The 19,637-nt window shown below is 68.2% G+C and carries 15 protein-coding genes; 3 read left to right on the top strand and 12 right to left on the bottom strand.

Annotation, left to right across the window (positions count from 1 at the left end):
- Positions 1-97: 97 nt before the first annotated feature.
- The 3 genes from hemE to Q1W68_RS11820 form a co-directional block, all read right to left on the bottom strand.
- The gene (hemE, locus tag Q1W68_RS11830) at positions 98-1,198 is read right to left on the bottom strand and encodes a uroporphyrinogen decarboxylase (RefSeq protein WP_300716813.1); all 1,101 of its coding nucleotides are present in this window, start codon (positions 1,196-1,198) and stop codon (positions 98-100) included.
- 176 nt (positions 1,199-1,374) lie between these two features.
- A complete protein-coding gene (locus Q1W68_RS11825; RefSeq protein WP_300716811.1) occupies positions 1,375-1,995 on the bottom strand; it encodes a thioredoxin family protein in 621 nt (206 codons plus the stop codon).
- A 45-nt stretch (positions 1,996-2,040) separates the two neighbouring features.
- The gene (locus tag Q1W68_RS11820; RefSeq protein ID WP_300716810.1) at positions 2,041-4,254 is read right to left on the bottom strand and encodes a thioredoxin family protein; all 2,214 of its coding nucleotides are present in this window, start codon (positions 4,252-4,254) and stop codon (positions 2,041-2,043) included.
- 204 nt (positions 4,255-4,458) lie between these two features.
- On the opposite strand from Q1W68_RS11820, the gene Q1W68_RS11815 reads away from it, so the two are divergent.
- Positions 4,459-5,301 carry a creatininase family protein gene (locus Q1W68_RS11815; RefSeq protein WP_300716807.1) on the top strand — a complete coding sequence of 281 codons (843 nt, stop codon included), beginning with the start codon at positions 4,459-4,461 and terminating at the stop codon, positions 5,299-5,301.
- Positions 5,302-5,310: 9 nt separating this feature from the next.
- Here Q1W68_RS11815 and Q1W68_RS11810 read toward each other — a convergent pair whose 3' ends face one another.
- Positions 5,311-5,994, bottom strand: a complete 684-nt coding sequence (locus Q1W68_RS11810) for a histidine phosphatase family protein (protein ID WP_300716805.1) — start codon at positions 5,992-5,994, stop codon at positions 5,311-5,313.
- Between the two features lie 193 nt (positions 5,995-6,187).
- Here Q1W68_RS11810 and Q1W68_RS11805 point away from each other — a divergent pair, with 193 nt between their 5' ends.
- Positions 6,188-8,521, top strand: a complete 2,334-nt coding sequence (locus tag Q1W68_RS11805) for an ATP-binding protein (protein ID WP_300653373.1) — start codon at positions 6,188-6,190, stop codon at positions 8,519-8,521.
- A 5-nt stretch (positions 8,522-8,526) separates the two neighbouring features.
- Here the strand turns inward: Q1W68_RS11805 and Q1W68_RS11800 are convergent, their stop codons facing one another.
- From Q1W68_RS11800 to Q1W68_RS11775, 6 genes are read right to left on the bottom strand one after another with little or no spacing between them, the layout of a single operon-like run.
- The gene (locus Q1W68_RS11800; protein ID WP_300653371.1) at positions 8,527-9,213 is read right to left on the bottom strand and encodes a VOC family protein; all 687 of its coding nucleotides are present in this window, start codon (positions 9,211-9,213) and stop codon (positions 8,527-8,529) included.
- Positions 9,210-10,049, bottom strand: coding sequence for a PhzF family phenazine biosynthesis protein (locus Q1W68_RS11795; RefSeq protein ID WP_300716804.1), 840 nt, complete (start codon positions 10,047-10,049; stop codon positions 9,210-9,212). Before Q1W68_RS11795 ends, Q1W68_RS11800 begins: the two co-directional genes overlap by 4 nt.
- A 13-nt stretch (positions 10,050-10,062) precedes the next feature.
- A complete protein-coding gene (locus Q1W68_RS11790) occupies positions 10,063-10,677 on the bottom strand; it encodes a glutathione S-transferase (RefSeq protein ID WP_300653365.1) in 615 nt (204 codons plus the stop codon).
- Between the two features lie 2 nt (positions 10,678-10,679).
- On the bottom strand, positions 10,680-11,969 hold the full coding sequence (locus tag Q1W68_RS11785) for a PLP-dependent aminotransferase family protein (protein ID WP_300716802.1): 1,290 nt from the start codon (positions 11,967-11,969) through the stop codon (positions 10,680-10,682).
- 12 nt (positions 11,970-11,981) lie between these two features.
- A complete protein-coding gene (locus tag Q1W68_RS11780) occupies positions 11,982-12,926 on the bottom strand; it encodes a DMT family transporter (RefSeq protein ID WP_300653361.1) in 945 nt (314 codons plus the stop codon).
- Positions 12,923-13,537, bottom strand: coding sequence for a LysE family translocator (locus Q1W68_RS11775; protein WP_300716800.1), 615 nt, complete (start codon positions 13,535-13,537; stop codon positions 12,923-12,925). The genes Q1W68_RS11780 and Q1W68_RS11775 overlap by 4 nt, the downstream gene beginning before the upstream one ends.
- A gap of 143 nt (positions 13,538-13,680) precedes the next feature.
- On the opposite strand from Q1W68_RS11775, the gene Q1W68_RS11770 reads away from it, so the two are divergent.
- Positions 13,681-15,108, top strand: a complete 1,428-nt coding sequence (locus tag Q1W68_RS11770; RefSeq protein ID WP_300716798.1) for a PLP-dependent aminotransferase family protein — start codon at positions 13,681-13,683, stop codon at positions 15,106-15,108.
- Here Q1W68_RS11770 and Q1W68_RS11765 read toward each other — a convergent pair.
- The gene (locus tag Q1W68_RS11765; protein ID WP_300716796.1) at positions 15,095-17,311 is read right to left on the bottom strand and encodes an ATP-binding protein; all 2,217 of its coding nucleotides are present in this window, start codon (positions 17,309-17,311) and stop codon (positions 15,095-15,097) included. The genes Q1W68_RS11770 and Q1W68_RS11765 overlap by 14 nt on opposite strands.
- Positions 17,312-17,361: 50 nt before the next feature.
- On the bottom strand, positions 17,362-19,263 hold the full coding sequence (locus tag Q1W68_RS11760) for an ATP-binding cassette domain-containing protein (protein WP_300716794.1): 1,902 nt from the start codon (positions 19,261-19,263) through the stop codon (positions 17,362-17,364).
- Positions 19,264-19,637: the final 374 nt, after the last annotated feature.

The raw sequence follows: 19,637 nt of genomic DNA, 5'->3' as shown, positions 1-19,637 counted from the left end.
ACCTCTGAATCCCTGGGCCCTTCATCGCATGCCGCAGCCCGATGGCCCGTGAAGCTTCCAAAACGGGAGCAGCGCGGGCGACACAGACCGGCGTTTCTCAGGCTGCGCGCAGGCGTTTCGAATGCGAATGCACCGCGTTCACCAGAGCCGACACATGGTCGGGCGGTGTGTACTGGCTGATGCCGTGGCCCAGGTTGAAGATGTGGGTGGCGCCCGTGCCCGGGCCCTGGTGGGGCGGGCCAAAACTCTCCAGCACGCGGGCCACTTCGGCGTCGATCTGCCCGGGCTGCGCAAACAGCACGTTGGGATCGATGTTGCCCTGCAGTGCCTTGCCCTGCGGGCCTTCGCCCACTTGGGCACGGGCCTTGGCCAGGTTCACCGTCCAGTCCAGGCCGAGTGCGTGGCAGTCCAGCGCCTTCATGTCGTCCAGCCACAGCCCGCCGCCCTTGGTGAAGACGATGCGCGGGATCACCACGCCCTCGTGCTCGCGCTTGAGCTGGGCCAGCACGCGCTTGGTGTAGGTCAGGCTGAAGTCCTGGAAGTTGCCGTCGGCCAGCACGCCGCCCCAGCTGTCGAACACCATCACGGCCTGCGCGCCGGCGTCGATCTGTGCATTCAGGTAGGCCGCCACCGCGTCGGCGTTGATGGCCAGGATGCGGTGCATCAGGTCGGGGCGGCTGTACATCAGCGTCTTGACCGCGCGGTAGTCGTCCGAGCCGCCGCCCTCGACCATGTAGCAGGCCAGCGTCCAGGGGCTGCCGGAGAAGCCGATCAGCGGCACGCGGCCGTTCAAGGCCTTGCGGATGGACGTGACCGCGTCGAACACGTAGCGCAGCTTGTTCATGTCGGGCACGGCCAGCGCGTCCACGTCGGCTTCGGTGCGCACGGTCTTGGCGAACTTGGGGCCCTCGCCGAGGGCGAACGACAGGCCCAGGCCCATGGCGTCGGGCACGGTGAGGATGTCGCTGAACAAAATGGCCGCGTCCAGCGCATAGCGCTCCAGCGGCTGGAGGGTGACTTCGGTGGCGTAGTCCACATTGGTCGCCAGCCCCATGAAACTGCCGGCCTTGGCGCGCGTGGCGCAGTACTCGGGCAAATAGCGTCCCGCCTGGCGCATGAGCCACACGGGCGTGTGGTCGGTGGACTGGCGCAGGCAGGCGCGAATGAAGGTGTCGTTCTGGAGTGGTGCGAATGGCATGGGCGGGCGTGGAGGTGGCAGAAGAGGTGACAGAGATTAACCCGCGCAGCGGTTCCCGGTAGCGCGACCCGTCACCAAAGCAGCAGCGCCGTACCAGAGACAACGCGGGTCCGGCTCCGCCGGCCCCAGTTGTCGCCCCCCTTTCAGGGGGGTGGCGCCGAAGGCGCCGCGGGGGGTTATGCGATCTGGTACTTGATGCTGCAGCCGTAAGCCCGGCTGTTCGCCACGCTCACCGGCTTGCCGGCCTTGATCTCGGCCATGGCCTGGCGCACGTAGTTCGTGGCCTTGGGGATGTCGTCCACGCGGGCCGAGGCGATGCTGTCGATGCCGCCGGCGTACACCAGCACGCCCTGCGCGTTGACGATGTACATGTGCGGCGTGACGCGCGCAGCAAAGGACTGGCCAACCTTGCCGTCTTCGTCCATCAGGGTGGCGGTGGGGCTGGCTTTCTGCTCGGTCATCCAGCGGCCGAGTTGCGCGGGGCTCATGTAGTCGCCGCTGTCGTCGCGCGTGGAGTTGATGGCCAGCCACACGCCGCCCTGCGCCACCACCTCTTTTTGCAGCGTCTGCATGTTGCCCTGGTAGTGCTTCTTCACAAACGGGCAGCCCGGGTTGTTCCACTCCAGCACCACCGGCTTGCCCTTGAACTGCGACAGCTTCACCGGCTGGCCGGCGGTGTCCATCAGGGTGAAGTCGGGTGCGGGCTGGCCCACCGTGGCGGCCTGGGCGGTGGCGGGCAGCAGCAGGCTGGCAAAGGGCGAGAGTGCAGCGAGGGCGATGACGGGACGGCGTTGCATGGTGAAGACTCCTGATGGCGGAACAATGAAGGCGATGGCCCAGGCTCAGAGCCGGGACAACGCCGCGCGGACCTCCTCCACACTCAACACTTCGGACAGCACCTGGGGTGCCTGCCCATTCTTGTAAATCGCGTACACGGGCACGCCGTTGCGTCCCAGGGTGGCCAGCGCGGCGGTCACGGCCGGGTCGCGGCGCGTCCAGTCGGCGCGCAGCAGGGCCACGTTCTTGCCGGCCATGTCGCCCAGCACGGCGGCGTCGGCCAGCGTCGTGCGCTTGTTGTACTGGCAGGTCACGCACCAGGCGGCGGTGAAGTCCACAAACACCGGACGGCCTTCGGCCACCAGCGCGGCCTGTGTTTCGGGGCTCCAGGCCTGCCAGCTCACGCCGGCCTGCGAGGTCGCCACGGCTTGGCCGGGCGAGGGTTCTTGCAGGCGCGTGACGTTGGGACCGAGCGTCCAGCCCAGCCAGACCAGGCCGGCGAGCGACACAACAGACAAGGCTGCACGGCTTTTGCCGCGCAGACCGAGCGACCAGACCAGCAGTGCGAGCACCACCAGCAGCATGAGCAAGCCGGCCGCGCCGTCGATGCCGCTTTGCTGGCCCAGCACCCACAAGAGCCAGACCACGGTGGCGAACATCGGGAAGGCCATGCCGCGGCGGAAGGTGTCCATCCACGCACCGGGGCGGGGCAGGGCGCGCGCCACCGCCGGTATCCAGCTGGCCGCCAGGTAGGGCAGGGCCATGCCCAGGCCGAGCACCGCGAACACGGCCAGCGCCTGCGCGGCCGGCAGGCCGATGGCCAGGCCCAGCGAGGCTCCCATGAACGGGGCGGTGCAGGGCGAGGCGATCGCCGTGGCCAGCACGCCGGTGAGGAAAGCGTCCACCGTCGGGTTTTTGGCCTGCAGGGTGGCCAGGCGGCTCGGGAGCACGTTGCCGAACTCGAACAAACCGGCCAAGTTCAGGCCGATCAGCGTGAACAGCACGGCCAGGCCCGCCACCACCGTGGGGCTTTGCAGCTGAAAGCCCCAGCCCAGTTGTTCGCCGGCGGCGCGCAGGCCCAGCAGCAAGGCGCCGAGCGCGGTGAATGAGAGCACCACGCCGGCGGTGTAGGCCAGGCCATTGGCGCGGTGGGCCGGGCGGTCGTTGGCGTGTTTGGCGAACGCCATGACCTTGATGGCGAGCACCGGGAACACACAGGGCATGAGGTTGAGGATCAGGCCGCCGAGCAGGGCGCCCAGCAAGGCGGCACCCAGCGTGAGCGAGCTGGCGCTGCTCACCGGTGCGGCGGCGCGCGCGGCGTTGGCGTCCAGCGCGGCCTGCAAGGCGTCGGGCACGGCGGCCGGCAGCGGCGCTGGCGCGGGCCAGGCGCCTTGCACCGGCACGTCGAGCCGCGCACCGGCCAGGCCCGGACCGGAGCCGGGCGGGTTGGCCTCGGCCACCACCAGCGCGAGCTGTGTGGGGCTCTCGCTGCGGTGGGGTGAGAGCGGCACACGCGCGGTCCACCGCTCGCCGTCCCAGGCCTGGGTCCAGGGTGAGCCAGGTTCGATCAGGCCGGTGGTCTCGGGATAGAACTCCAGCGCCTTCCCGCGCCAGGCGGCGGGCAGCTGGGTCAGCGACACGTTGAGAAAGCCGTCTTCGGGCTGCAACTGGCTGCCGGCGGCGGGTTGGTCCTTGGGCGCGGCGTCAAAGCTGGCTGCGAACGCCGCACCAGCGCTGCCCGTGGATCCGTTGACCGGAATGTTCAGCGTGAAGTTGCCCTCTTCGGGGATGCATTCCTTGCGGCAGACCAGCCAGGCGGCGTAGAGCTGCACGTTGATCGCATCGCCTTTGAAATCGGGGCCCACGGTCAGCGGCACCGGCAGCACCACGGTGCCGTCATAGCCATAGTTGGCGAGGTTGCCGATGGGGAACTTGCGTGGCGTGGGCCAGGCGATCTCGCCGGCGCTCACACCGGGCGGCAGGGTCCAGCGCAGTTCGGTGGGCAGGCCGGAGTCGCCGGCGTTCTTCCAGTAGGTGTGCCACTCGGGTGCGTGGGTGAGCTGCAGGCCAACCCAGATTTTCTGACCCGGCCCGGCGCCGTCGGGTGCGTGCGCCACGATCTCGGCGCGCGCCTGGTCGCTCTGCACCACGGTCGCGCTGGCGGCCGGGTTGCCCAGCAGACTCTGGGCGGCCGCGCCCAAGGGGAGCGCGACGGCGAGCAGCCAGGCGCCGAACAGGCGAAGGGCGGCGGAAGCGCGAAAGGCAGTGGTGGGCGGCATCAGGGTCGGGATCGGGCGTGGGAGAACAGACGAGGGATGTGAGCGGCGGCGCCCGCCCAAGTTCCTCGGGTGGCCATTCGCGGCGCCGTTTGAATATAAGTCAGTGCTGTTTGCCCCGCAGGAAGGCGTTCATGGGCCCGACCGGGGACCACGGCGGCGGCGCCCCGCCGCGCCACAGGCGGTGTGCGACCGTAAGATCGGTGGATGACAAGCTCCACCCGATTCTGGTCCGACCTCTCGACCGCCGACGTCGCGGCGCTGGACCTGGCCCGCACCATCGCCGTGCTGCCCGTGGCCGCGATCGAGCAGCACGGCCCGCACCTGCCGCTGTCGGTGGACACCGACATTGCCAACGGGGTGGTGGCCGCGAGCCTGCCCCACATCGCACCTGATCTGCCCGCGCTCTTCTTGCCCACGCAGGCGGTGGGCTATTCGCCGGAGCACACCGCGTTCGGCGGCACGCTCACGCTCAAGGCCGAGACCGTGCTGCGCCTGTGGACCGAAATCGGCGAGTGCGTGGCGGCCAGCGGTGTGAAGAAGCTGGTGCTGTTCAACGCGCACGGCGGGCAGGTGGGTCTGCTCGATGTGGTGGCGCGCGACCTGCGGGCGCGGCTGGGCATGCTGGTCTACAGCGTGAACTGGTTTCATTTGCCGCTGCTGGACGATGAAGGCCGCGACCTGAACGCGATGTTCAGCACCGAAGAGCACCGCTTCGGCATCCACGGCGGCGAGATCGAAACCTCGCTGATGCTGGCGATTGCACCCGAGCGGGTGCGCATGGAACACGCTGCGAACTTCGCGTCGAAATCCCAAGACCGTGCCGGTCGATTCGGCATCCTGGGCAACGGCAAGAGCGCCAAGCTGGGCTGGCAGATGCAGGACTACAACGCCCACGGTGCCGTGGGCAACGCTGCCGCGGCCACGGCCGAAAAGGGCCGTGCGTTGCTGCAGGCGGCGGGGCGATCGCTGGCGCGTTTGTTGAGCGAGATCGATCAGCTGCCGGACGACACGCTGACCGATGGGACGGCGTTCATCCCGAAGGCCTGAAGCACCGGGTCATGCATAGGTGATCCAAGACTTGTAGTCCTGGTGGTCCAGATGCGGCAGCGTGTTGTAGGTCAGCAGCGTGTGCCGCTTGGGGTTGAACTGGAACTCGGTCACCGCGCTGTTGCGGATGCGCAGGTTCAGCTCGATCGTGGCCTCGGGGCTCAGGCCCAGCACATGGCCCACGGCGGTGGAGATCGGCCCGCCGCTGGAGACCAGCAACACGTTCTGCTCAAAGTGCCTGGCCCGCACATGGTCCAGTGCGCTGGTGACGCCGCGCACAAACTCGGTGTAGCTCGGCATGCCCTGCGGGCTCACGGTGCCGGCCATCCATTGTGTGAGGCCGTCTCGCAGCAGCCGGAAGTGGTGGCGGTAGAGCTCGGGCGCTTCTTCGGCGCTGCGCGGTTTCTGCAGCGGGTGCGGGTGGATCGCGCGAATCACGGCCTCGCTGTCGTACTCGTTGAGACCGGGCCAGGCCAGCGGTTCGTGGCTCAGCTTCGCGCCTTCGGCGATGCCGGCCCAGGTCTGGGCGTGGCGTTTGAGCGTGCCGGTGATCACGGCATCAAACACCACGCCGCGCTCGGCCCAGTGCTCACCGAGCCGGCGGCTCTGGCGCTGGCCCATGTCGCTGAGCTGGTCGTAGTCGTCGGCACCAAACGAGGCCTGGCCGTGGCGCACAAGGTAGAGCGTTCCCATGGGCGGCATTCTGGAACAGCGGCTTGACGACGCTTTGTCCCGGCAGCGACTGGGCGCCCCCGCGCAGTCGCGCAGGCGTCTGCGCGGGGGGGCTGGTTGCGCCGAACACCCCTGCCTTTGTGCCGCTTTTCAGCCCGCTGCGGCGGGACGCCTGTGCTTCAATCTTCTGCTATGTCGACTCACTCCTGCGCCCATGCTTTTTGACCTGCCGACCCTGCTGGCTCTGCGGGTGGGCATCGATGTCATCATCGCGCTGGCCTTCTGGGCGCAGATGCGCCGTTATCCCGCCATCGGTGGTCCGGGATGGTGGTCGCTGTCGTCGGTGCTGGGCATCCTGGGCTCGGTGATGCTGTGGTCGCGCGGTACCTTGCCGGACGTGTTGACCTTTCCGCTGGGCAACACCGCGCTCATGGTCAGCGCGCTGTGCGCCTGGCTGGGGTTTCGCAGCTACGTGGGTGTGTCCCGCCCGCTGTTGCCCATCGTCTCGGCGTCGTTCGCATTTTTCTGCGTGACGCTGTTCTTCCTGGTCGAATGGGACCTGCAGCCCGTTCGCCAGGCGGTGTTCACCGCGTCGATGATCTGCATCACCATGTTCTCCTACGTGGAGATCCGGCGCGCCGACCCGCAGCGCCGGGTGCCCGAGATGCAGGCACTGAAATGGCTCACCGCCGTCGAATTCAGCGGCGTTGTGGCTTTTGCCATCAGCTTGCAGGCGCTCGACCTGTCGCAGGACGAGGTGACACCGCCGTTCGTCTTTTTCTTCCTGCTCACCAAACTGCTGCGGGTGGTGCTGTACGGCGCGCTGGTGTCGTACCGGTTGCGGCTGGATGGCGACAAGGCGCGCCAGGGCCTGCTGATGCGCGAAGCGGATTCGCGCGCCCTGGTCGACAACCTCAGCGCCGGTGTGATCGTGTTCCGCCCCGACCACACCTTGTCCAGCATCAACACCGCTGCCCGGCGCTTTCTGGGCTGGAGCGAGGGTGGGGCCAACAGTGCACTGCCCGAGCCGTCGGTGGAGGGCTGGCAGATGCTCCGGGAAGACGGCCAGCCGATGCGCCGTCACGAAATGCCCTTTGAACGCGTGCTGGCCACCGGAATGCCGGTGCGCAGCGTGGTGATCGGCATGCCCCAAGGTGCGGGCCAGGAGGTGCACTGGGCGCTGTGCAACGCCCATCCCGAGAACAACGCGCAGGGCGGTCTGCGCCATGTGGTGCTCACCTTCATCGACATCACCTCGCTCAAGAACGCGCAGGCCCAGCAGAAGCACCTGCAGGCGCAGCTCGCGCAGTCGCAGAAGATGGAAGCGCTGGGCACGCTGGCCGGCGGGGTGGCGCACGACTTCAACAACATCCTGGCCGCGATCCTGGGCAACGCCGATCTGGCGCGCCAGGACCTCCGGGAGAACGCCAGCGCGCGCGAGAGCCTGCACGAAATCAGCACCGCTGCGCGCCGCGGGCGTGAGCTGGTGCGCCAGATCCTCGCGTTCAGCCGCCAGCAACCGGTGGAACGAACCCGGGTGAGCGTGTGCGCCATCCTGGCGGAGTCGTGCACGCTCTTGCGTGGCGCCTTGCCGCCCCAGGTCGAACTGGTGCAGGTGTGCGCACCCGATACCCCCTGCATCGAGGCCGACGCCACGCAGATCGGGCAGGTGATGGTCAACCTCTGCACCAACGCCATCCACGCGCTGGATGGCCGCTCCGGGCGCATCGAATGGCGCATCGACACCTTGCCCAACCACTCGCCGTTGTTGCCCGCCGAACTGGCCCAGACCTGCGCGCGCCTGGGCGTTGATGCGGTGCGCCTGCGCGTGAGCGACAACGGCCGTGGCATGGACGAGGCCGTGCGCAACCGGATCTTCGAGCCCTTCTTCACCACCAAGGCGGTGGGTCAGGGAACGGGCCTGGGTCTGCCGGTGGTGCTGGGCATCGTGCAGGTCCACGCCGGCGCCATCGAAGTGCACAGCGAGCCCGGTCGCGGCACCGAATTCACCCTCTTTTTCCCCGCCGCTGTCGCCGAACCCGCCCTGCAGGTTGAGTCAGACACCGCGTCGTTGCCGCACGAACCCGGCACAATGGGTTGCAACGCAACATCCCTCCCGACCGTTCCCAGCACCCCATCCGATCCAGCCATGGCCGAACATCCCTCCGCGGTTCCCCCCCACATCCTGTACCTCGACGACGACGACACGTTGGTGTTTCTGGTGCGGCGCCTGCTGGAGCGCCGGGGCTACCGTGTGACAGCGGTCACTTCGCAGACCCAGGCCATCGACGCGGTGCGCGCGTCGCCCGAGGGGTTCCAGCTGCTGCTGACCGACTTCAACATGCCCGGCATGTCGGGTCTGGAAGTGGCCAAGGCCGTGCTCGACATCAATCCGAACCTGCCGGTGGCCGTGGCGTCGGGCTACATCACCGACGAGCTGCAGGAAGAAGCCAAAGCGGCGGGCGTGCGCGAGGTGGTGTTCAAGACAGACGCGGTGGAAGCGTTCTGCGAAGTCGTGGCGCGCCTGGTCCGTTCAGAGCCGGTTTGAACGGTTCAAGGCGGGGAAAGCAACTCGATCCGACCCCGCGCCGGGGCGTCGAGCTCGGCTGAGACGCCGGCGGGACCGTCCGCGACGCTCATGCCTTGCAGACCCAATGCCTGCAGGGCAGCGCGCAAGCCGGCCGCACCGGCGTGCCGCAGCCGCAGCTGGCGCAGCGCGATGCCGCTGGCCGGCATGTGTTGCGTGGGATGCGCCGAGCCCCACTCGATGAGCGTGGGCAGCACCCCGTTGAAGAGCCGCTGGCCGTCGTCGCGCACGCTGATGCGCCATTGCAGCAGGCCGTGCGCTGTTTGACGCGAGGCGCTGACCACGGGGCCGCGCTGGATGCCGATCGCTTGCAGGGCGGCGAGGGCGGCGTCGATGTCGGGCACGCTCGCCACCCAGTGCACCAGCTGCGGTCCGCCTTGCGCCAGCCGCGCCTGCAGTGCTGCGTCGTCCAGGTCGAACCAGCGCTTGAGCCCGGCGCCGCGCGTGGGCGTGGCCTTTGGGTCGATGGCGATGATCTCCAGATACGGCGGCTTGTCGCTGCCATCGTCGAGCTTGAGCAGCCGGTTGTGGGTGCCGAACAAAGGGTGTTCACCGCCCGGGCCGGGTGTCACACCCAGCGTGGTTTCGCACCAGCTCACGCCCTCGTCGAGCGTGCGCGCGGCCACCACCAGGTGGTCGATGCGCGGCGTCACAGCACGACCTGACCGCTGATGCAGGTGACCGACGCACCGCCGACCCAGATGGTGCCGCCGGCATCGCGTTCGATGTGCACCCGCCCGGCGCGGCCCATGGCCGTGCCTTGCGCCGCCACGTAGCGGTCGGGTGCGAGCCCGGCGCCGATGAGCCACTGCGCCACGGCGGCATTCAGGCTGCCCGTCACCGGGTCTTCGCTCAGCGTGTCGTGCGTGTGGAAAAAGGCGCGCACTTCAAACGCCGTGTCTGCGTCGGCGGGTTGCGGCGCGACCACGCCGATGTCGAGCCCCGCGAGCACCGTGGCGTTGGGCTTCAGGGCCAGCACCTGGGCCGCGGTGCGCAGCATCACGCCGCGCCAGGGTGGGCCGTTTTCGCACCAGGCGTGCGCCACGATGGCGTCGCGTGCGATGCCCAGGCCTCGCGCAATCAGCGCCACGTCGGCTTCGTCGAGCGGCCCGCTGCGGCGCAAGGGTGGCGCGGCAAACGCCAGCCGGGCGCCATCGCGTTTGATCGATACCAGGCCCACGCCGCACTCCTGCACCACGTGTTCACCGCGCGGTTGTCCACCGGCTTGCAGCCACGCATGGCAGGTGCCCAGCGTGGGGTGGCCGGCGAACGGCAGCTCGCGGCCCGGGCAGAAGATGCGCACGCGGTAGTCGGCCTCGGCGTGGGTGGGCGGCAGCACGAAGGTGCATTCCGAGAGGTTGGTCCAGTCGGTGAAGCGCTGCATGGCCTCGGTGGTGAGGCCGCTGCCGTCGAGCACCACAGCCAGCGGGTTGCCGAGGTAGGGGGTGTCCGTGAACACGTCGATTTGTTGAAATGCGCGTGAGGTCATGGCGGGTTCCGGTTCAGGACAAAGGCAGGTCGAGCACACCGCGGCTTGCGGGCAGGGTCAGCAAGGCGGCGTACCAGCGTTCGAGGTGGGGCCAGGCGGGACGCGGTTGCGGCAGGCCCCACCAGCGGTGCACCTCGCAGGCGATGGGGATGTCGGCCATGGTGAGTGCGTCGCCGGCCATGAAGGCCTGACGCGAGAGGTGCTCGTCGAGCATGGCGAACAGCGGTTCGGTGGCGGCCACCGATTGCGCGATCACGCCAGCGTCGCGCTGCGCGGGGGCCACGCGTATCCACTGCTTGAAGCCGGGGCTGCCGGCGGGGTTGAGCGTGGTCTGCTGCCAGTCCATCCAACGTTCGGCATTGAAGCGTTGTTGCAAGTCGCTGGGATACAAACGACCCTCGCGAGCACACAGGTAGCGCACGATTGCGTTCGACTCCCACAGCGTGAAGTCACCGTCGCGCAGCAGCGGCACCAGGCCGTTGGGATTGGCCGCGCGGTAGTCGGGTGTGTCCACCACGCCAAAGGTCAGGCCCGCGTCGGTGCGCGGCAGTTCGATGCCGAGCACCTGCGCGCACAGCACCACCTTGCGCACATTGATCGAACTCAGGCGGCCCCAGAGGTGCAGCATGGTCAGGCGGTGTGTTGCTCGAGGATGGCGCGCGCCAGGGCCGCGATGCCCACACCCATCTGCTCTACCGTGGCGGTGACAAAGCTCAGGCGCAGGGTGCGCGGGTCGGCGTGGTCGGCGTAGAAGGCGCTGCCCGGCACGAAGGCCACGCCGTGCTCCACCGCCTTGGGCAGCAGCTCGGTGGCGTTCATGCCCTCGGGCAGCCGCACCCAGAGGAACATGCCGCCGTCGGGTTCGTTCCATTGCACGTCCAGACCCGCCATCTCGGTGCGCAGCGCGGCCAGCATGGCCTGGCACTGGCGCTTGTAGAGCGCGCGAATGGTGGGCACGTGGCGGTCCAGAAAACCGTCTTTCAGGACCTCGGCCACCACGCGCTGGTTGAAGCTGGGGCTGTGCAGGTCGGCGGCCTGCTTGGCCTGCAGCAGCTTGGGGTAGATGCTCGCGGGCGCCACCATGAAACCCAGGCGCAAGCCGGGCGCGAGGATCTTGGAGAACGACCCGAGGTAGATGCAGCCTTCGGGGTTGAGCGCGGTCAGTGGCGTGGGCGGCGGCTGGTCGAACCACAGGTCGCCGTAGGGGTTGTCTTCCACCAGCGGCAGACCCACGCGGGCGGCCGCGTCCACCAGCGCCTGACGGCGCGCCAGGCCCATGCTGCGGCCGGTCGGGTTCTGGAAGTTGGGCAGCACGTAGAGGAAGCGCGGCGCCGCAGCCGGGCTGCTGGCGGGGTCGAGGTCGAGCGTGAGCAGGCGGCGGCGCTCCATGCTCTCGGGCTGGTCGTCGCCCGCGCCCAGTTGTTGCAGCAGGGCGTCCACGTCCACGCCCCCGGCATCGCTGGCCACGCCCTCGATCTGCGGCTCCATGGGCGCAAACGCCTGCAGCGCGCCGAGGTAGGTGGGTGTTTCCACCAGCACGCGGCTGCCGCTGTCGATCAGCACCTTGGCCACCAGGTCCAGGCCCTGCTGGCTGCCGGTGGTGATGAGCACCTGCGCCGGGTCCACCGCCCAGGGCAGGCTGGCCGCGACCCACTCGCGCAGCGGGCCGTAGCCTTCGCTCGCGGCGTACTGCAGCGCGCTGCGGCCGTCCTCGATCAGCACGCGGTCGCAGGCTTCGCGCATGGCTTCGATGGGGAAGGTGTCGGGCGAGGGCAGGCCACCGGCGAAACTGATGATGCCCGGGCGCTCGGTGAGCTTGAGCAGCTCGCGGATGACCGACGGGTTCATGCGCTCGGCGCGGCGCGCCAGGGTCCAGGGGCTGGCGGTGGACGGGGTGGTGGGCAGGTCGTTGGGCTTCATGGCGTTCTCCGTTCAAATCCGTGGGGCGGGTGCGGTGGCGTGTACCGGCATTCTCTTGCCGATGAAAACGGTGGCGATCACGGCCACGGCAAAACCCAGTGTGACCGCGTCCAGCCGCTCGCCGAGCAGCGGCACGGCAAACAGCATGCCGAGGAAAGGCTGCACCAGCTGCACTTGGCTCACGCGCACCGTGCCACCCAGGGCGAGACCCCGGTACCAGGCGAAGAAGCCGAGCCACATGGAAAACACGGCGGTGTAGGCGAAGCCCCACCAGGCCGATGCGGGCAGCGCGGCCTGCGGTCGGTTGAAGGCGGCGATCGGCAGGGTGAGCGGCAATGCGATCACCAGCGCCCAGCAGATCACGTGTTCGGCGCGCATGCGTTGGGACAGCCGCGCACCAAAGCCATAGCCCACCGCAGCGCACAGCATGGCCGCGAGCAGCAGCGCGTCGGCCGGGTGGATGGTCAGGCCCGCGCTGCCCGAGCGCAGCACCGCAAAGCCCACCACCAGCGCGCTGCCCAGCGCGGCGCAGACCCAGAAACCGGTGGAGGGGCGCTGGCGGTGCAGCAGCGCACCCACCGCGGCGGTGGCCAGCGGCAGCACGCCCACGATCACGCTGGCGTGCACCGCTTCCACGTAGCGCATGGCGACCGAGGTGAACAGCGGAAAACCGAACACCACGCCACCCGCGGTGATGGCCAGGGGCAGGAGGTCCTCGCGCCGGGGCCAGGGTGCGCGCGTGGCGATCAGGAACGCGATGGAGAGCAGCGCCGCCACCACCGCCCGGCCGAGCGCCACGAACACGCCCGACATCTGCGGTGCGTCCACCGTGCCCACGGCCAGGCGCGTCATGGGCAGGGTGAGCGCGAAGATGGTCACGCCGAGCAGGCCCAGCAACAGACCCTGGTTGGTGGGCCGGTCGATCCAGCGTGGGGTGGCGAGGGTGTGTGCGTTCATACCGTGAGCATCCAGAGGGCGGTGGCCACCAGCACGGCGGCCAGCGCGCGGTTGAACCAGGCCAGACGACGTCCCTGCGTGAGCCACTCGCGCAAGAGCGATCCAGCCACGGCGTAGGTGAAGTTGCTGACGAAGGCGAAGACCACCATCACGCCGCAGATGATGGCCAGCCGCTCGCCGGGATTGGTGGCGGGTTGTCCGCTGGCGTTGACGACCCAGCCCGCGGTGAGCGTGAGCGCCAGCATCCAGGCCTTGATGTTGAGGAACTGCAGGCCCACACCTTGCAGAAAGGTGACGTTGAGGCGCGAGGCGTCGACGTCCGACAGCTGGGCCGCCCCCGCCAGCTTCCAGGCCAGCCACAGCATGTAGACCACGCCCAGCAGTTTCACGCCCCAGCGCAGCGCCGGCACACCCATCACCAGCGCGCCCAGCCCGAGGCCGCAGGCCAGCATGAGCAGCGTCCAGCCGGTGGGCACGGCGAAGCAAAAGCGCAGCGCGCGCCGCAGACCGAGGTTGGCCGCCAGTGCGGTGGACAGCGTGGTGTTCGGCCCCGGCGAAAAACTCATCGCTGTGCAGAACAGGAGCAGGGCGGTCAACTCGGTGGCGCTCATGGGGGGCGGGGTGTTGCTTGTCAGTGCGGGAGGATCAATGTAATCTTTCGGTTGAATACACCACCAATACAGTTGGCCAGCGCAGTTGGACATCTGTATTGGAAGCTCCGGCAGTACAGACCCGTCCCCGAGGATGCCCCACCATGCTGATGAAGACCTCCGCGCAGTCGTTGACCGAACAACTCGCCGCGCGTTTTGCCGACCGCATCCGCAGCCGCCTGCTGGCGCCGGGTGCGCGCCTGCCCTCGGTGCGCCAGTGCGCCGGGCAGCACAACGTGAGCACGGCCACGGTGGTCGCGGCTTACGACCAGCTGCTGGCCCAGGGCCTGGTGCACGCGCGCAAGAACCGCGGGTTCTTTGTGCGCGAGATGCCCACCGCGCGCGGTGAGGGTGCCGTCGCCGAGGCCAAGGCGGCGACGCGCGCCGGTGTATCCCCTGTCAACGCCACCGCGCTCATCCGCGGCATGTTCCACAAGGTCAGCGACAAGCCGCACCCGGGCATGGGCGTGTTCCCGCCGGAGTGGCTGGAATCCACCTTCATGCCGGCGGCGGTGCGCAAGGTCACCAGCACGCGCGCGCTGCAAGATGTTTCTCTCCAGTACGGCGAGCCGCTGGGCGACAGCGGCCTGCGCCGGGTGCTGGCGCAAAAGCTTGGCACGCTGAGCATCCACACCGAGCCCGACCACATCATCACCACCGTGGGCGCCACGCACGCGCTGGACATCGTGAGCCGCACCCTGCTGCGCGCGGGCGATCCGGTGATGGTGGAGGAGCCGGGCTGGGCGGTGGAGTTCGCGCGCCTGGCCGCACTCGGCATGCGCATCCTGCCGGTGCCGCGGCGCGCCGACGGACCCGACCTGGATGTGATGGCCCAGTATTGCGAGGTGCATCAGCCCAAGCTCTACGTGAGCGTGAGCGTGTTCCACAACCCCACCGGTTACTGTCTCTCGCCCGGCAGCGCGCACCGGCTGCTGCAGCTGGCCAACCAGCACAACTTCCACATCGTCGAGGACGACACCTACAGCCACATCGCGCCCGAACACGCCACCCGCCTGAGTGCGCTCGACGGCCTGCAGCGCACCATCTACGTGAGCGGCTTTGCCAAGATCCTCGCGCCCAACTGGCGCATCGGTTACCTGGCCGCACCACCCGCGCTGGTGGAGCCCTTGCTCGACACCAAGCTGCTGAGCACGCTCACCACGCCTGCGCTGCTGGAAAAGGCCCTGGCGTTGTGCATCGAACAAGGCCAGTTGCGCCGTCATGCCGAGCGCATCCGCACCCGGCTGGACGCGGCCCGTGCCCGCAGCGTGAAGCTGGCGCTGGCGGCGGGCTGCACGTTCGCGGCCGAACCGGTGGGTTTGTTTGGCTGGGTCGACACGGGGGTGGACACCGACGCGCTGGCGCAGCGCATGCTGGACGAGGGCTACCTGATCGCACCCGGCGCCCTGTTCCACGCAGCGCGCGCGCCCAGCACGCTGATGCGCATCAACTTCGCGACCACGCAGGACGCCGCGTTCTGGCGCGTGTTCGGTCGGCTCACCCGGACCGGACAGGGTTTCAGTACACCGTGATCGGTGGCTCGGTGTTGCCGAACAGATCGCTGCCACCGGTGTCCAGGATGCGGGCGAGCACGCGGTCGATCTGGCGCGCTTCGGCCTGCATCAGCGGCAAGGCCCGGCCAAACAGGCTCCAGTCACCAGCCCGCGCGGCCAGTTCCAGCCCCTTGGCCAAACGCGCGCCGCGCTCGGCCGTCATGCTGCCCAGCGAACCCTTGAGGCCGTGGGCGTGGGCCACAGCGGCGGCGGCGTCCTTCGCTTCCAGTGCCCGTTGCATGTCGGCGAGGCGGGACATCAGGTCACCACGCATGGCCAGTGCCAGCTGGCGCAAGGTGTCCTCGTCGCCATCCAGGCGTCGGCGCAGTTTGTCGACGTCCAGCGCTTCGGGCGAAGCCGCCGGGCGGGTGGGGGCGGTCTGCGCCGTGGGTGCGTCCACCGGCAGCGCAGGTGCCGCAGGCGGTTGCCCCGAGGCCAGCACCGCCAGCACCCGGTCCATCTCCTGCATCAGGGCCTGCGGGCTCACCGGTTTGGGCGTGTAGCCGTCCATCCCTGCGGCCAGGCAGGCCTGGCGATCGCCGGCCATCGCGTTGGCCGTCACCGCCACGATCGGCGTGCGTTTGAGGCGGCGCCGGCTTTCCGCCTCGCGGATCATCTGCGTGGCCTGCAGGCCGCTCATGCCCGGCATCTGCACATCCATCAGCACCAGGTCGATGCCGCCTTGCTCCCATTGTGCCACCGCCTGCGCACCACCCCGCGCCACGCGGACGATGCAGCCCAGGCGCAGCAACAGCAGGCGCAGCATCATCTCGTTCACCGGGTGGTCTTCGGCGAGCAGCACCACCATGCCGGCGTAGCGCGGCCCGGCATCGGCGATTTCCATCAGCTCCATCGGCGCGCTCAAGGGGCCGCTGTTGTCCACCGGGGCTTCGTGCAACGGCAGCGTCAGCGTGAAGGTGCTGCCCTGGCCGAGCTCGCTCTGCAGGCCGATGCGGCCGCCCATGAGGCCCGCCAGTCGGGCGCAGATGGCCAGTCCGAGGCCGCTGCCGCCATAGCGGCGCGCGGTGGACGCATCGGCCTGGGTAAAAGCCTCGAAGATCGTGGCCTGCTGCTTGCGGCCGATGCCCACGCCGCTGTCCTGCACCTTGAGTTGCAGCTGTGGCTGTCCCGAGCCTGTCGGAGTCGGGCAGGACACCGACACGTCGATGCGCCCGTTGCGCGGGGTGAACTTGATCGCGTTGGACAACAGGTTGCCCACCACCTGGCCCAGCCGTCCCGGGTCGCCCATGACCCATTGCGGCAGGTCCGGATCCAGGGCCAGTTGGAAGCTCAGCGGTTTGGACCGAGCCTGTTCGGCGTAGGGGCCCGACGCGTCTTTCAGCGCACGGTGCAGGTCGAAGCGCGTGTGCTCGATGTCCAGTTTGCCCGCTTCGATGCGCGACAAGTCCAGAATGTCGTTGAGCAAGACCAACAGCGAGTGCGCCGAGCTGTCCATCAGCGAGAGCCAGCTTGCCTGCTCGGCGTTGAGCGGCGAATCCATGAGCATCCGGGTGAGCCCCATCAGCGCGTTGAGCGGCGTGCGCACTTCGTGGCTGATGTTGGCCAGGAACTCACTCTTGGCCCGGCTGGCTTTTTCGGCCAGTTCCCGGGCCTTTGCGCCGTCCTGTTCAATGCGCTTGCGCTCGCCAATGTCGGCCAGCGTGCCCATGAGCCGCAGCGGCTTGCCCTTGGGGTCGTGCTCGGCCACCATGCCGTGGGTCTCGGTCCACATCCAGCCGGTGGCGGTGCGCACCCGGTGCTGCACCACAGCGCGCTGCTCGTGGCCATCGAGCAGCGCCCTCATGGCGTTCTGCAGCAGCGGTGCGTCGTCGGGGTGAAGGCGCGCCTTGAGATCTTCGATCGCCCAATAGGCGTCGCGTCCAATGTCCCCCACCAACTCGCCCCAGCGCGCCGTGAGAAACATCTGGGGGGAGGGCAGCTGCCAGTCCCACAAAGCCAGGCCGGCCGCGTCCACCGCCATCTGCAGCCGGTCGCGCGTTTCGTCCAGTGCCTCTTCGGCCAGCAGGCGGCTGTTGGCCTCACGGTGCACCGAACTGCGCAGCCGGTCCAGATCCCGGTTCTGCCGTTCCACCTCGGACAGCAGCTGCAGGGTGCGCGCCTTCTCCTGCGCAAGCTCGTTGAGCGCTCGCTGCAGATCCAGAGCCAGGCGGTCAGGTGTCATGGGCCATTGTGTGTGGTGTTGTACAGCGTCGGCTCAGGCTGACCGGTGCATCAGCTTCCGCCAAGCACCTCCCAGCGCTCCATCGCACGAAGCCATTCAGCCTCGATATCGGCATGGCGCACGCCAAGTTGAGCGGCCCGCGCCGGATCGGTGTTGAACAGTTGACCGCCGCCCAATTCCTTGTCCACGCTGGCCTGTTCGGCCTCCAGGGCGGCGATGCGCGCAGGCAGACCGTCGAACTCCCGCTGTTCTTTGTAGCTGAGCTTCTTTTTGATGGGAATGGCGGGAGCGGCGGCTGGCGTCGGCGCAGCTGCCACCTTGGCCACCGGTGCGGTGTTTTGCGCATCGCGCTCGCGCTGCAGTGCCTCCGATCGCGCCGACTGCGTCATCCAGTCCTGCACATCGCCCACGTACTCGCGCCAGCGGCCCTCGCCCTCGAACACCAGCGTGCTCGTGACCACGTTGTCCAGGAAACGCCGGTCGTGGCTCACCAGGAACACCGTGCCTTCGTATTGCTGGAGCAGGTCTTCGAGCAGCTCCAGCGTGTCGATGTCCAGATCGTTGGTCGGCTCGTCCAGCACCAGCACGTTGGCCGGGCGCGCAAACAGGCGCGCCAGCAACAGGCGGTTGCGCTCGCCACCCGAGAGCGTGCGCACCGGCGCATTGGCGCGGGCAGGCGAAAACAGGAAGTCGCTCAGGTAGCTCTTCACGTGCGTGCGCTTGTTGCCGATCTCGATCCACTCGCTGCCCGGGCTGATGAAGTCTTCCAGCGTGGCGTCCAGATCCAGCTGGTCGCGCATCTGGTCGAAATACGCCACGCTGACCTTGCTGCCCTGGCGCACCGAACCGCTGGTGGGCAGGAGTTCACCCAGGATGATCTTGAGCAACGTGGTCTTGCCTGCGCCGTTGGGGCCGATCAGGCCGATCTTGTCGCCGCGCAAGATGGTTGCCGAGAAGTCGCGAACCACGGTGCGCAAACCGCCCGACGCGGTGGGAAACGATTGCGTCACCTTCTCCAGCTCCGCCACGATCTTGCCGCTGGCGCTGCCGCTGGCCACCTCCAGCTTCACGCTGCCCAGCGCATCGCGGCGCTGCGCACGCTGCTCGCGCAGGCGCTCCAGCCGCGTGATGCGCCCCTGCGCACGCGTGCGCCGAGCTTCCACGCCCTTGCGGATCCACACCTCTTCCTGGGCCAGCAGTTTGTCGGCGCGGGCACTGATCACCGCCTCCTGCGCCATCTGCTCTTCTTTCAGCACCTGGTACTGCGCAAAATTGCCCGGGTAGCTCAGCAGCCGGCCGCGGTCGAGCTCCACCATGCGCGTGGCCACGCGGTCCAGAAACGCCCGGTCGTGGCTGATCGTCACCAGGCTGCCCTTGTATTCGAGCATCAGGTCTTCCAGCCAGGTGATGCTGTCCAGATCCAGGTGGTTGGTCGGCTCGTCCAGCAACAACACGTCGGGTCGGCTCACCAGCGCTTGCGCCAGCGCCACACGCTTCTTGTTGCCGCCCGACAGCTCGCCCACCTTCACATCACCCTCCAAATGCAGGCGGTGCAGCGTTTCCTCCACCCGTTGCTCCCAGTTCCAGGCGTCCAGCGCCTCAATGCGGTTCTGCAACACATCAAGGTCCAGTCCGTCGGCGCCGCTCAAATACAGGTCGCGCGCCGCACGGGCGTCGGCCAGGCCTTTGCTGGCCGCCTCGAACACGGATGACTGCAGGTCAAGAATGGGCTCTTGCGGGACATAGGCGATCCGCAATCCGGTCTGCACTTGCAATGTCCCGTCGTCAGGCTTCTCCAGCGACGCCAGTATCTTGAGCAACGAAGACTTGCCAGTCCCGTTGCGTCCGATCAGGCCGACCCGTTCCTGGGACTCCAGCGAAAAGTCGGTGTGATCAAGGAGCGCCACATGGCCGTAGGCCAACTGTGCGTTCTGAAGGGTGATGAGTGCCATGCAAAGCCTGAGACAAAAGAGCCGCGATTATCCCAGTCGCCCCAGAAGAGAGCAGGCGCCCCTTATATATAGACCGGTGCTGTCGAGCAGAGAAGTCGTGAGAGGCCTCCTGACGCACGCACTGGTGCGGGCGTCGACAAGCAGGCAGGCAGCCGAGGTCGGTCTCCAAAACTTTTTTCAGTTCATTTGACGGAGGCGCAAAATCTGGCATATACTGCAAGGCTCCGCTGAACACAGCAGCCCTCCACCGGAAGGCACAAGAAGACAACGGAGACGCAGCGAAAGCAGCGCGAAGAAATCAAATAAAAAATCTGATTTTTTTGACAACGCAGCAAAAACTGATGTATACTACGAGGCTCAGCTGATCGCAGCTA

The sequence above is a fragment of the Hydrogenophaga sp. genome (assembly GCF_030158645.1).
GTDB lineage: Bacteria > Pseudomonadota > Gammaproteobacteria > Burkholderiales > Burkholderiaceae_C > Hydrogenophaga.
The sequence above is the reverse complement of the archived record's forward strand: the minus strand, read 5'-3'. Positions and strand labels throughout refer to the sequence as shown.

Excerpts from the sequence above, each read along its gene's own strand:
- Q1W68_RS11765 (WP_300716796.1), bottom strand. The coding sequence starts at position 17,311 with ATGACACCTGACCGCCTGGCTCTGGATCTGCAGCGAGCGCTCAACGAG.
- Q1W68_RS11815 (WP_300716807.1), top strand. The coding sequence starts at position 4,459 with ATGACAAGCTCCACCCGATTCTGGTCCGACCTCTCGACCGCCGACGTC.
- Q1W68_RS11760 (WP_300716794.1), bottom strand. The coding sequence starts at position 19,263 with ATGGCACTCATCACCCTTCAGAACGCACAGTTGGCCTACGGCCATGTG.
- Q1W68_RS11825 (WP_300716811.1), bottom strand. The coding sequence starts at position 1,995 with ATGCAACGCCGTCCCGTCATCGCCCTCGCTGCACTCTCGCCCTTTGCC.
- Q1W68_RS11785 (WP_300716802.1), bottom strand. The coding sequence starts at position 11,969 with ATGAAGCCCAACGACCTGCCCACCACCCCGTCCACCGCCAGCCCCTGG.
- Q1W68_RS11790 (WP_300653365.1), bottom strand. The coding sequence starts at position 10,677 with ATGCTGCACCTCTGGGGCCGCCTGAGTTCGATCAATGTGCGCAAGGTG.
- Q1W68_RS11805 (WP_300653373.1), top strand. The coding sequence starts at position 6,188 with ATGCTTTTTGACCTGCCGACCCTGCTGGCTCTGCGGGTGGGCATCGAT.
- Q1W68_RS11780 (WP_300653361.1), bottom strand. The coding sequence starts at position 12,926 with ATGAACGCACACACCCTCGCCACCCCACGCTGGATCGACCGGCCCACC.
- Q1W68_RS11775 (WP_300716800.1), bottom strand. The coding sequence starts at position 13,537 with ATGAGCGCCACCGAGTTGACCGCCCTGCTCCTGTTCTGCACAGCGATG.
- Q1W68_RS11795 (WP_300716804.1), bottom strand. The coding sequence starts at position 10,049 with ATGACCTCACGCGCATTTCAACAAATCGACGTGTTCACGGACACCCCC.
- Q1W68_RS11820 (WP_300716810.1), bottom strand. The coding sequence starts at position 4,254 with ATGCCGCCCACCACTGCCTTTCGCGCTTCCGCCGCCCTTCGCCTGTTC.
- Q1W68_RS11770 (WP_300716798.1), top strand. The coding sequence starts at position 13,681 with ATGCTGATGAAGACCTCCGCGCAGTCGTTGACCGAACAACTCGCCGCG.
- Q1W68_RS11810 (WP_300716805.1), bottom strand. The coding sequence starts at position 5,994 with ATGGGAACGCTCTACCTTGTGCGCCACGGCCAGGCCTCGTTTGGTGCC.
- hemE (WP_300716813.1), bottom strand. The coding sequence starts at position 1,198 with ATGCCATTCGCACCACTCCAGAACGACACCTTCATTCGCGCCTGCCTG.